Raw genomic sequence first — 13,139 nt, forward strand, 5'->3', positions numbered from 1 at the left:
CTCTTTAGGGTAATCAACTATTATCATATCATCCTTGTTCTCGGTTCTTTGGAACGTTTACCTTCAATATTACATTTCTCACGTTACCTGCATAATCCGTAACGATATAAGTAATCGTGTATACACGTCCTCCTCCGCTCCCGGATCGCTCAGCCCTCAAATCAAACGTAAAATCCGGCTTACCAAACTCCGCATTTAGAACATCCTGCGAAGTGTTTCCATCTCCGACACCATCATCCAGTTCGCTGGAGGTGATGGATTCTAAAATAATAGTCTGAATGCCAGATATCGGGTCTACTGGGCTGTACGTTCCTGCTGTTACGGTTACCATTTTATGATTAGCTGGCCACAGCTCGTTTTTATCCAGATTCATTTGTATCTCCGGTGCTGTTTTATCCAGTTTCACGATTACACTCTTTAGGTCTTCGGTGTTTCCTGCTTTGTCCTTACTTTGATAATCTATCGTATTTGTTCCTTCATCCGTAACGTCGATAGCGTTATCATAGTTTTGCCATTGGCCGCCATTGATCCGATATTGAACATGATGGATACCGGATAACGGATCAGAAGCAATTAAGGTCATCCTTACATCCGAAGAATACCATCCGTTGTCGTTAGCCGGAGGTAATTCAACTGTAGTGACCGGCGGAATATCATCTTGTGTTGCTCCAGGCTGTTCATATACCTCCAACTCCCACAGAGAATATCCGTAGCCGGTACCTCTCTTTATACCCAGCATTCTGACAAACCTTGCGCTAGTTGCGGAAAAAGAGATATCGTCTATACCTCCGTTGCCTGTATTGGTGCTATATACATCGGTCCAGTCTACAGCATTGTCCGACACCTGAATTTTATATTCTTTACCATATGCTGTCTCCCAGTTAAGTCTAACCCTGCTTACAGTCTGCATTGAGCCAAGATCCGTATAGATCCATTCATTGTCGGTATAGTTCGATCCCCATCTCGTAGTTGTCTTCCCATCAAATGCATTCTCGGCGTCTAAAGAAGCAGACATGGATGAGCTGACCGTGACAGGCTTATCCAATGCCAGGTTTATCCCATAATCATGTACATTTTCCAAACCGGCATTGACGGTCTTCATGATATTGACCATATCCGTGTAGGGCTGATCCTGTTGGTTTACTAAGCCTATATTGAAGTTCTCGCCGTCTTTACGCCATGTAACCGCTTGATCGAAGTAAGAAAACCAGCCTGACCCAACAAACAACGGATGTGAAGTTTCACTTTCCACGAAAGATTTGTAGGCTATACCTCTATCCGCTATATTAGCCACACTTGTAGCTCCATTCACGGGTGACAACCCACGCTGGGTAGTACTAAATGTATATTCCAGATTCAATAACGGTTTTCCGAAAGCTTCATATCTGGAAATCCAACTTGGATCGTTCGTGTAATTGTCCACTGAAAATGCATCTACAAACTCCATGGCCGCCGAATCCCATTCCAGACTGGTACGCCAGGTGGGAACTACGGACGAACCGAGGAACAGATGATTCGTATCATGTCTTTTGATGATATTTTTGACGGTTGAGAAATACGTCCTGGATGCCAGTTTGATAAATTCCGATACATCCGCAGCAGGCACATTGGCCATATTTATCGGAGTATTCTTTAACTCGTCAAACGATGCCTCGCTCGTACCCAAGAGCTGGTTAACGGCAGTAAGATCATGGTTGTACCTTGGTGCAAGAAAATTCACGAAAGCGCTTTTAGCCGCAGACGACGAATGATATGTCAATACCTCTTTTACGATATCGGTTGTCCATCCGGCCTCATTGTCGTAAGTATAACCGATTAGCCATGGGTCATTCTTGGCTTTATCAAGCTGTGGGGTTAATGCGGCTTCGATGATCGCTTCACTCTGCGGGTCAAAAACATCGTAAGTCCATTGAATCCTTTTTAAATTGCCGGGGTCTTGCAGAACATTAATATATGGAAACGTAATATTAGTTGGTTTGGTCCATTTGCTAAAGGCGTTAAATCCCCAATCGATTAAACGTTTCTTTGTGATATCCTCCCATTTCGACTCGAAGTTGCTGCCATATTTTCGCATCATATTGGCAATGACGAAGCTTACTCTTTCACCATTGGAATCATTTATATAGGCAGGAGCATAAGCCGTAGAATCAGGAAGTTCCTCGAACACCCCTCTTGGAGTACCGTCAGCTTTTTTAAGCGGCGTCCCGTATCCCCACTCCCAAATACTTGTAGCATCCACACCCTTCAGAATAAATTTATTCCCATCCGGGGTAATAAACCACCATTTGTTATCTATTTGCTGAAGTCTGAAATAACCGCTGCCGGTGTAACCGCCTCCACTTTTAATCCCGCCGTATGGATCGTATTTGGTAAGATCCAGTGAAACATCGGACAGCGCATCCGCCTCACTCGTATATTCCTGCTGTAGTTGCTCGTCGGATGTTACTTTTCCCGGCCAGGTTTCATAAACCCACTGCCCATACTTGTCTGCCATTAAGCCGTCTTTATTCAGTTCGAGATCCATTTGCTCCGCAGTAAGCGCAGGTCCGGGATTCACACCTTCCTGTCCGGTCCCTTTATAAATTTGAACTTCGGTAAGAGGAATATGTTGAAAGGCATGAGGACGCTTAATATCGATGACAATAAATCTGGCCGTCTTGTTTGACATCGGTATATTGACCGAATAGTTCCAGGTTGAGCTTGGGCTCGTTGAAGTTATTCCTGGTGTTCTGATGTGCTTGGCAGCAATGTAGTAATAATCCTCTACAGCCTCAGGGCGGTATTTTACCGTAAATTCTTTAAATCCCCAAGCAGAATTGGGTGAATTCAGAACGAGGTTTATCCTGTCCAGCGGATAGTCCTTCAACAGGTCAAATACCACTTGTATCGTCCCTGGGGAAGTCGCGCTCCCCATAAATCCGGCATAGGTTGCAGTTGACCCGTCAAGCAACACTCCATTGCTTGAGGATACCAACCCAGTCATGCCTTTATCAGGAGTACTGCCTCCATTCGGAGCGTGGCTGTAAAAATAATTACCGGTTTTCAGCAAATTTTCTGCCGTTAAGACTTCTTTGTTAAGTTCGAGAGCCATTTGCTCCGCAGTAAGCGCAGGTCCGGGATTCACGCCTTCCTGTCCGGTTCCTTTATAAATTTGAACTTCGGTGAGAGGGATATGCTGAAAGTCATGAGGTCGCTTAATATCGATGATAATAAATCTGGCCGTCTTGTTCGACATCGGTATGTTGACCGAATAGTTCCAGGTTGAGCTTGGGCTCGTTGAGGTTATTACTGGCGTTCTGGTGTGTTTGCCAGCCATATAGTAATACTCCGCAGCCTCCGGGCGGTATTTGACGGTAAACTCTTTAAATCCCCAAAACGAATTCGGTGAGTTCAGCACGACGTTTATGCTCTCTAAAGGGTAATCCTTCAACAGGTCAAAAACGACCTGCACGCTTCCTGGGGTACCCGTACCGCTCCCCATGAATCCGGCATACGTTGTGGTTGATCCGTCAAGCAACACGCCACTTGCTGAGGATACCAAACCGGTTACTCCCTTGTCCGGAGAGTTGCCCCCATTTGGGGAGACGCTGTAATTGTAGTTTCCAGTTTTAAGCAGAGTCCCTGCCCCTTGAACTTCTCCAATAGGGATGAACGTTGCTACCATAATAAGTCCCATAAATAGTGCCCAAATACGAGTTAGATACCATTTACACATTTTTTCCATTTAAATATCCCTCCTCTTTTCTTCTAAAAAGGCTTTTGCTTAAAAAGCATAGGGCTATTCTTCTGCATGTATGGAAACGTTCGATTTACTGTTACATATAAACCACCTACTTTCAATTTCATCAAGTCCTCCATAAAATATAAGCGCTTACATTCATGGGGTTAAATCGGCCATTCATCGAAAATTTTCGATTCCTTGCACCGATTTAATATGGGTTCGTCTACATTACTCCTCGTACAATCAGGAAAGATTGCGTGTAACTGAACCCGTACATCTACCCCTTGACCGCCCCAATTGTCATCCCCTTAATGAAATAACGCTGCAGGAACGGATATAAGAAAATGATGGGTCCAATCGTGATAACTACCGTTGAAAGCTGCACGCCTGAAGCTGAAACTGGAATATTCACACTCGTATTTAAATAATCCAGATTTTGCGCATTAGAAATAATTCTTCTTAACATCATCTGCAGGGGATGATTGTCTGGATTATCAATAAACATCAGCGCATTGAACCAGTCATTCCAATAGGTAAGCGCATAGAACAAGGTGATGGTTGCAATGACTGGCATGGAGAGCGGCCAGATAACACGGAAGAAGATGTAGAGCTCATGCGCGCCATCCACGGTAGCCGCTTCATTTAACTCAAACGGAAGCGTACGAAAGTAGGAGGTCATCAAGAATGCATTGAATGCGGAGAACAAGTGCGGCAAGATCAAAGCCAATAAGGAGTCCCGCAAATTCAACCAGTTGGAGATGAGCAAATAATAGCCGACCAGACCAGGTGCAAACAGCATCGTGAAATAAATATAAAAGGAAAGGAAATTCCTGTATTTCACCTTCGGATGAGCTGCAACATAGGCGAACATAGAAGTCAAGAGCAAGGCACCGGCGGTACCGATTACCGTAACAAATATGGAAACAAACCCGCTTCGGTACACCTGTCTGCCTTTGAATAAGAAGCGATAGGAATCAAGTGTGAATTCGGTAGGGAGCATTTGAAAACCTTTGACAATCAGGTGCTCCGCTGTGAACGACCCGATATACACAAGCCAGAAGGGAATAAGGCACATCAGGGCAAAAAATCCGATGAATACATATGCTGCGATGGATACAGCCCATTGGGATGTATCCCGCTGTTTCACTAACATACGAAAGCTCCTCTCTAGAATAATTTCGAGTCATTGTCAACCCGGCGGACAACACAATTGAAGAATAGAATAGTTATAAAACCCATTACCGACTGGAATAAGGCTATTGCCGCCGCATTGCTGTAGCTGTTCATGTTGCCGACATCCCTCAAAGATCGGTACGTGTATGTATCGATGACATCCGTAGCCTTGAAGAGCAACGAATTGTCTCCTATTATTCCGTAAATCAACCCAAAATCACCGTAGAAAATACGTCCAAGCGCTAAAAGTGTTAACACGATAATGGTCGGCCGGAGCAGTGGCAGTGTGATATGCCAGATCTGCTGCCAACGTTTGGCACCATCGATTCTTGCACTTTCATAAAACTCTTCAGAAAACCCGGTTATCGTCGCCAAATAAATAATCGAACCCCACCCGGCTCCCTTCCAGACGAATATAAATGTCAAAAGCATTGGCCAGACGGATGGCGTCTGAAACCAATCGACCGTCTGGAAGCCGGCATCCTTCAACACCCGATTAATCATCCCATCCTGTCCATTAAAGAAATTCATGACCATCAGGTTAACAACGATAATGGAAATAAAATGCGGCAAAATCACAAGTGATTGGGCTACCTTCTTGAAGAACACATGTCTAATTTCATTCAGTAACAAGGCGATTAATAAAGAGCATACGGTACCTGCCGTAATGAATAGAAGATTCAAAAATACAGTATTTAACGTAACCGCCAACCAATCCTGACCTGTAAAAAAAAACACAAGATTGTCGAGTCCCACCCATCTGCTTCCCCATATTCCCTTAGCAGGTATAAATTGCTTAAAGGCCAGTAGATGCGCGGACATTGGTAAATAAGAAAAAATAAATACGTACACAATCACCGGAAGCGCCATAGCATACAGCCATTTGTTCTTCCTGAGTTCCACAATCATAATGCTCACCTTTCCTTTCGTATCTACTTGAATATTACGCATTCCTAAAGCTGCGCGTATAGTCTTACTTTTAACAATGAGTTTGAACTGTAACACTCTATAGAGGTTTGAATTTTATCACTCACAGAGTATGGCGTTTACCAATACAAAAAAGCCGGAGACCTCGATTCAAGGTCTCCGGCTTATAGGTCCGCTTACTTCTTTTTGGCGGCCAGATAGGCATCCAGCTGCTTTTGATATTCCACTTGGATTTTCTTGACATTGGCATATGCTTTATCCTTAAGCTTCGCTAACCCCTCGTTTGGTTCAACCAGACCCAATACAATCGGATCATAAAGTTCTTTGCCCGCATTGCTCAATTGTGCGACTTCGTTGGATACCGGGCTTGGATCGAAGGTGAATCCCGCGAGAATATCCGTTGTAAAATGATTAGGATCCCTCTGCCACTTATTCAACTTGATATCATCTTCAGGCAAGCTGGCATCGATACGGTCCAACTTGGGATTCCACCCCCAAGCGAAAGGAATGCCGGCATAAGGGCTTTCTTTGATGGGTTTATACAGACCTTCGCCCGCATCTTCCCAGTTCTTACCTTTTACTCCGTAGGCAAGCAAGTCGTAATTATCCTTCTGGTTCAGCCAATTAATGAATTGAATGGCGCGTTCTTTGTTTTTACTGATCACAGGGACGGCAATGAAGTTTCCTGCTTTGAACGTTGAGGACAGCTTCATGCTGGGGTCAAACAAGCTGAATGCTTCTGCAGTGGCTCCCGGAACTGATTTCTCTAGAGAAGTTCGGGTACTAAGAGATACACCGAAATCAAAGAAGGTTGTTACAGCCGCTTTTCCTTTAGCGAATTCCGCATTTTTGAGCAGAAGGGCATCTTTCGCAAGAATCCCATCCTGATAGAGCTTGTAATTTTGTTCAAAATTTTTCATGATCATAGGGTCCATATTATCAAAGATATTATAGACCTTTCCATCATTGCCTTTGGTATACAGACCTGGATAATTCGATACTGCTGCAAGATTAGCTTTCGGATCAAGCATACCTGCCATCCTTAAGCCAACATGTTCAGAACCGTTAGGGATGTACGGGGTAATATCCGGAGTCTTTTCTTTGACCGTATACATGAATTTGACCAAATCATCATAGCTTTTGATCGGAGCAATGCCCAGTTTCTCCCGGATGTCCTTACGTATAACAAACGTCCACGGACGAATGAAGTTCACTTCAAGCGGAACCGCGTAAAGTTTGCTGTTTACCTTGTTGGCTTCCAGCAGCTCAGCAGAGCGGTTACTCTTTATCTCAGGTCCATACTTGTCAATCAGTACGTCTAATGGTTCGTAAAGTCCAGCTGCAATGTTCTGATACGGATTATTGTCCCAAATCAGATCATAGTCTTCCGCGGAGGATAATGCGACTTGTCGTTTCTGAAGAACATCTGCCCATGGAATAAAAACCACATTGAGCTTCACATTGAGTGAATCTGCCAGACGGCTCTCCATCTCCCCCTTGACTTCATTCCAGTTAGCCGGAGGGTCTCCAGGAAACATGATTTTCAATGTAACTGGACTCAGTTTTGCAGCGACGGAGGCTGCCGGGCTGCCAGTTTCGGGTGACTCTGCCTGTTTCGAACTGCAGCCAGTCAATGTTCCCGCTAGTATAAGCGACACAGCCAATAACATGGAACCTTTACTTCTTAATTTCATCGTTGTAACCCTCCTAATTAAATAACAAACCGAGTATAGCGCCTTACCAGTGCTTTTGCTTCCCAACTTTGTGCATCCTGTATTCCGCGCTCGGCCTCGTGTTTGTATCATAATCAGATTGTTCATGCTCCGTATAGTCCGTTATCTATCAATCAGTACGAATTGTCACAAATCAGGAGAGTACATAATTTCCAACAAACAGAGTACGAATTTTATGCCTTTGTCTATGTTTTTTCTATACGATATTGATTCGGCGTCATGCCCGTTGCTCGTTTGAACGTCTGGAAGAAGGTGCTTTTGGTTTGAAATCCGGATTGTTCCGTTATATCTGCTACGGTCCAATCGGTCGTTGTTAGCAGCTTAACGGCATGCTCTATCCGTTGGTTTGTAATAAAATCGGACAATGAACACTCGAAATGGTCCTTGAATATTTGTCTGGTATAGTTCACCGACATGGATATATGGTCAGCGATGTCATCCACGGAGAGCATCGGATTGTGAAGATGGTTACGCACATATTCAATCATCTCCGCAGCAACCTCTTCCTTTCGACGAGAAACACTTTTCTTCCTGTGCCGCTCTATGATCTGCAGCATCTCCTTATACATCCACGATTTCACTTCCTCGAGGGTTGCAAATTGCTCCAAGAAGAGATGGATATTCTTCATCCCATGAAATGTTGTATGATTCTTGAAGCTCTTCATGATCGAATAAATGATGTGGGTAAGCTGCAGCTTGCATTCTTCATAGTTTAGTTCCTGCATATGAAAGGTGAGTTGGTCGAAATAGCCTTCAAGCGCCTTTTCATTTTTGAGTTGGATGGAGTGAATAACCTGCTTTAGCAAAGCTTCGTCAAGATCACTGTCTTTACCTCGTTCATACCGCTCCAGATCTTCGGAGGTAAACACCCTGTCCTCATTATTTAAGAATCTCATTAACGTTAATTCGTAAAGCTGAGTATAAATAATTGACAGATTCTCCTCTACATCAAGTACGGAGCTGACAGCTGTTTGCACTTCTAGCTTAAGCCATTGCCTTATCTGAACCCGTACGTCCTCCAGAGCTCTGATGGCTTGTGCCAACTCATCCTCTGAAAGAGGTGTGGAAATGAGCGCCACGATGTGATCGGATCCGAAATCGACCGTTTCCGATGCATACCCGTGGTTCGTCAGGACTTCAACCATAATGTTCCCCATGGCAAAGCGCAATAATTTTCGCGAAGCGAAATCATACTGCTCTTCGAAGCGTCCATACGATTCTAGACGAATGATAGCCATGCGGAAGCATTCCGTGCTGAGAATACGAGTCTGGCTTCTAATAAACTCTTCAATCGGTTTGAGAGACTTCGAATTAAGAATCCATTGGCGTAAGAAATCATCTTTCACCAAAGCTTTGCTGCTTTTGATCGATATATCCAATTGTTCGATTTTCTCAACAAGTGAATGGAAACCGGAATGAATCCAAGCCATCTCATTGGCATTCTTTGTCTGCATGATAGGATGCTCTATCCCTAGCTTGCTTTTTATTTGATGGGCCAAATCACTAAGAGGCTTCAAGCTGCGATACGATTGCCAGAACAAGAATAACAACAAGGCTAACAGCAGTAAGATCGAAGAACCGATAATTTCAATCCGAATCTTGGCTACCTTTGCTTGCCATAAAGAGATTGGCGACAAGTGATAAACATCCCATCCTTCAATAGGCAGCCGTTCTGTCTGAATGGACCAAGTCTCATTATCGGATTTCCATTTCCAGTTTTGTACCGCTGCCGATTTATCCATTTCCATGAGTTCTTTCGTTAACGCAGGTTCCAAATTACCTAGAATAAACTCCTTATTCTTACCTTCAATATAAATTTTGTTCTGATCGTCCTGCGAGATCTGCAGCATGTTCTCATTTAACAATGGTTTACTGAACAGAATCGCGACAAATCCCTGATAGTTCTGATTAGGCCCGGCTGCTGGTACAACAAGAGCCAGATACGTTTCACCTTCCACCTCATGGTTAACATACTGCAGATACGGGGTTTTTTGACCCTTAATGTAGTTCAACATCCTTTGGTCATAAAAGTCCTGCGTCGTATAGATGCTTGAATCTGATGTGTAGATTTGGTCAACATTGAAGTTGATTAAATAAATACCGTGAATGAAGGGTTCGCTGCTCATAAATTCCCTTACACTTGTCGCCGCTTTACTCAATAACAATGGGGAATAATCGTTCTTCTCCATATTCATCCAGAGTGCAATACTTTCATCTGAATAGACTTTCAAAGCAAACTGACGTAATTTCTGCAGGGTAAATTCCGAGGTTCTAACAACTTGCTTCATTTTCTCTTGATTAGATTTATCCATTTCATCAATTGCGTTTCGAGCAAACTGCTGACTGAGGAACATCGTGAACACTAAGGTGAGCAAGGTCACGACAATGCATGAATACAAAAATATGTTCAAATACATTTTCTTCGGCTTTAACCGGCTCCACATGGCATACCCTTCTTTCTCAATTATCCCACAAAAACAATATGACAGGATCCCTACTTTGTCTAGTATGAATCTTACCAGAGAAGTGCGAATTTTATTACATCATGAGGCTAACTATTATCCTAGCATGTGTCATTACATATGGTGCCATAATCTCTCATCGGCCAACGAATAACACGACGGACAAAAGACGAAAATTAAAGTGAGGCTGTTCCAATTATAGAACAGCCCCAAATACCGATATCCACTTATTTTTTGGCACGAATCTCTTCATTTATTTGCCCAATAATCTCTAAGATACTTTTTGATCCGAGGTCTCCTTCACCCCGTTTTCTCACAGACACACTATCGGAATTCTTCTCATTCTCACCGAGAACAAGCATGTACGGTATTTTTTCGAGCCCAGCTTCACGAATTTTATAGCCGAGTTTTTCGTTCCTCACATCTACTTCAACACGAATCCCGTCATTTTCAAGTGCTTTCTTCACTTGAAAGGCATAGTCGATATAGTTCTCCGAAATCGGCAATAATTTCGCGTGGACTGGCGAAAGCCATAACGGAAACGCTCCGGAAAAATGCTCGGTTAGCATGCCGATAAATCGCTCAATTGATCCATAAAGCGCACGATGTATGACGACAGGCCGGTGCTTCTGATTGTCTTCACCGATGAAAGACAGATCGAATTTTTCGGGCATCTGAAAATCCAGTTGAATCGTTCCACACTGCCAGCTCCGTTTAAGTGCATCTAAAATGTGAAAATCTATCTTGGGTCCATAGAATGCCCCATCGCCTTCATTAACATGATAATCAATGCCGAGTTTGTCCAAGACATTTTTTAATGATTGTTCAGCCTGGTTCCATAGCTCTTCTGAACCCATAGAATCTTCCGGGCGGGTGGATAGTTCGACCTTGTATTCAAAGCCTAGCACTTGATAAACGTGGTCAATTAGGGAAATAACACGGCTAATTTCATCCTCAATTTGTTCAGGTAGTACGAAAAGGTGTGCGTCATCCTGGCAGAATGTACGAACCCGCATCATTCCATTAAGCGCCCCTGAAAGCTCATGGCGGTGCACTTGGCCAAACTCGGATAGACGGATAGGTAATTCCCGGTAGGAATGTAAACTGTTTTTAAAAATGAGCATGTGTCCTGGACAGTTCATCGGTTTAAGCGCAAATTTGGTTTCGTCCACGTTGGTGAAGTACATGTTATCCTTATAATGATCCCAATGTCCCGATTGCTCCCAAACCCGATTATTCATCATAAGCGGTGTACGTACTTCATCATAGTCGCGCTGTCTCTGTAAATCACGCGCGAAGTTTTCAAGCTCAGTACGAATGGTCATCCCTTTCGGAAGAAAGAAAGGCATTCCTGGTGCTTCTTCAGAGAACATAAACAGTTCAAGCTCTTTGCCGAGTTTGCGGTGGTCACGCTTTTTGGCTTCTTCAAGAACATGCAGATGTTCTTCAAGCTGTGCCTTCTTCGGAAATGCAGTCCCATAAATACGCTGCAGCACCTTATTATTGGAGTCTCCACGCCAGTAGGCTCCCGCCACGTTCATCAGCTTAAACGCCTTTATGCGACCTGTAGAGGGAAGGTGCGGTCCCCGACATAGATCAAAGAACTCACCCTGATCATAAATGGTAATGACGGCATCATCTGGTAGATCGCGGATGAGCTCCAATTTTAACGGTTCTCCAAGATTTTCGAATGTCTTAATTGCTTCTGTACGGCTGACGACCCGACGGATAATAGGTAAGTTCTCTTGGACAACTTTTTCCATCTCTTTTTCAATAGCAGCAAGATCATCAATAGACAGCGGTTTTTCTATATCTATATCATAATAAAATCCATCTTCGATGACCGGTCCAATTCCGAGCTTGACTGCCTTATCTCCATATATACGTTTAATGGATTGGGCCATTACATGTGCCGTACTGTGCCTGTATATCTCTAGGCCCTCTTTACTGTCAAGAGTAACGATTTCGACAAGACTATTAGGCTCGATCGGTTGATTAAGATCAACGAGTTTGCCATTGATCATTCCAGCTACAGCATTTTTCTTCAAACCTGTACGAATAGATTCCGCCACTTGTTCGATAGTCGTACCTGAGAGATACCTCCTAATTGTTCCATCTGGCAATGTTACATCGATCTCCATGATTGTTTACCTCCATTTCTAATTTTTCAATATTTTTGAACGCAAAAAAACGCATCTCTCCCACAAAGGGACGAGTGCGTTCAGCTCGTGGTTCCACCCTAATTTGACCTTCAACGTGTCATTCTTTGGCTGTTCACCAAAGTAGCAGATGCAAGATCCTTATTGGTATCCGGTATCGGGGATAAGGCGGTGACGCTTACTGCCGCGAAAAATAGATCGACGGGTTCAGCGACACGGCTACAAAGGGGTAATTTCGCAACCGGTGACAGGAGAAGCTTTCAGCCTAAACTTCTCTCTCTGGACAGTTCGTGAAGGAAATCATGTCTTTGGTCAGTGCCTAATTTATGTTTACTGGTACAATATTACATAATCGCGCTCGTAAAAGTCAAAGGAAAGAATTATTATAGAGGATTCCCCATTTATATATATTTCAAAAGAATTCCTTAATGAAATCGCTCAAAGCACGATTCAAGCCGGATTTTTTTGTTGTTTTCTGTGTTCGCGTACTCTTCTTTGGTAGCGCCTTTTTTCTTATCGTCTTATTCATTTGATTTTGTTTCTTTTCTTCTACGGTTTTCACTGCTGCTTCTTTTTTGTTTTTTATATTCATTGTACTATTTAAATCCCAACTAGCTTCTCCATTTTGAAGCATTTTTCGTTTGATATAACCTCCCTTTTCAAGCTCGGTGAGACCCATCTTAATAGAACGATCACTATCGATTGGACTCATTTTCTTAATCACGTCCATGGTTAGTTCCCGTTCTTCTTTTAAGAAAATTATATTGAAATAGAGTCCCTTGGCTTTAAGTGAAAGTTGATTATCTTTTATTATCGCATTTGTTATTAGAAGAATTTCAACATTTTCGTTTTCACTCATATGGTTTCCCTCCATCGATTAATACCTATTTACCTAATCACTTCATGATATATTTTTTTTAGTCCCAAAGAAGTAACTCAGCGTATAGCATCACTAAAAATTTGA

7 protein-coding genes are annotated in these 13,139 nt (G+C 43.1%); all 7 read right to left on the minus strand.

Annotation, left to right across the window (positions count from 1 at the left end):
* Positions 1 to 28: 28 nt before the first annotated feature.
* On the minus strand, positions 29 to 3,724 hold the full coding sequence (locus tag AC58VC_RS05165) for a discoidin domain-containing protein (protein WP_497367738.1): 3,696 nt from the start codon (positions 3,722 to 3,724) through the stop codon (positions 29 to 31).
* A gap of 274 nt (positions 3,725 to 3,998) precedes the next feature.
* Positions 3,999 to 4,874: a carbohydrate ABC transporter permease gene (locus AC58VC_RS05170; protein WP_497367739.1), complete on the minus strand. Its 876-nt coding sequence runs from the start codon at positions 4,872 to 4,874 to the stop codon at positions 3,999 to 4,001.
* Positions 4,875 to 4,888: 14 nt separating this feature from the next.
* Positions 4,889 to 5,845: an ABC transporter permease gene (locus AC58VC_RS05175; protein WP_497367740.1), complete on the minus strand. Its 957-nt coding sequence runs from the start codon at positions 5,843 to 5,845 to the stop codon at positions 4,889 to 4,891.
* Positions 5,846 to 5,997: 152 nt separating this feature from the next.
* Complete coding sequence (locus AC58VC_RS05180) at positions 5,998 to 7,515, minus strand: extracellular solute-binding protein (protein ID WP_497367741.1); 1,518 nt, start codon at positions 7,513 to 7,515, stop codon at positions 5,998 to 6,000.
* 224 nt (positions 7,516 to 7,739) lie between these two features.
* On the minus strand, positions 7,740 to 9,998 hold the full coding sequence (locus tag AC58VC_RS05185; RefSeq protein WP_497367742.1) for a helix-turn-helix domain-containing protein: 2,259 nt from the start codon (positions 9,996 to 9,998) through the stop codon (positions 7,740 to 7,742).
* A 245-nt stretch (positions 9,999 to 10,243) separates the two neighbouring features.
* Positions 10,244 to 12,157, minus strand: a complete 1,914-nt coding sequence (gene thrS / locus AC58VC_RS05190; protein ID WP_497367743.1) for a threonine--tRNA ligase — start codon at positions 12,155 to 12,157, stop codon at positions 10,244 to 10,246.
* A gap of 430 nt (positions 12,158 to 12,587) precedes the next feature.
* Complete coding sequence (locus AC58VC_RS05195) at positions 12,588 to 13,034, minus strand: hypothetical protein (RefSeq protein WP_497367744.1); 447 nt, start codon at positions 13,032 to 13,034, stop codon at positions 12,588 to 12,590.
* Between the last annotated feature and the right edge of the window lie 105 nt (positions 13,035 to 13,139).

The organism is Paenibacillus sp. J22R67 (assembly GCF_059692175.1).

Coding starts and splice junctions, on each gene's coding strand:
- AC58VC_RS05165 (WP_497367738.1), bottom strand. CDS start 3,724: ATGGAAAAAATGTGTAAATGGTATCTAACTCGTATTTGGGCACTATTT.
- AC58VC_RS05170 (WP_497367739.1), bottom strand. CDS start 4,874: ATGTTAGTGAAACAGCGGGATACATCCCAATGGGCTGTATCCATCGCA.
- AC58VC_RS05175 (WP_497367740.1), bottom strand. CDS start 5,845: ATGCGTAATATTCAAGTAGATACGAAAGGAAAGGTGAGCATTATGATT.
- AC58VC_RS05180 (WP_497367741.1), bottom strand. CDS start 7,515: ATGAAATTAAGAAGTAAAGGTTCCATGTTATTGGCTGTGTCGCTTATA.
- AC58VC_RS05185 (WP_497367742.1), bottom strand. CDS start 9,998: ATGTGGAGCCGGTTAAAGCCGAAGAAAATGTATTTGAACATATTTTTG.
- thrS (WP_497367743.1), bottom strand. CDS start 12,157: ATGGAGATCGATGTAACATTGCCAGATGGAACAATTAGGAGGTATCTC.
- AC58VC_RS05195 (WP_497367744.1), bottom strand. CDS start 13,034: ATGAGTGAAAACGAAAATGTTGAAATTCTTCTAATAACAAATGCGATA.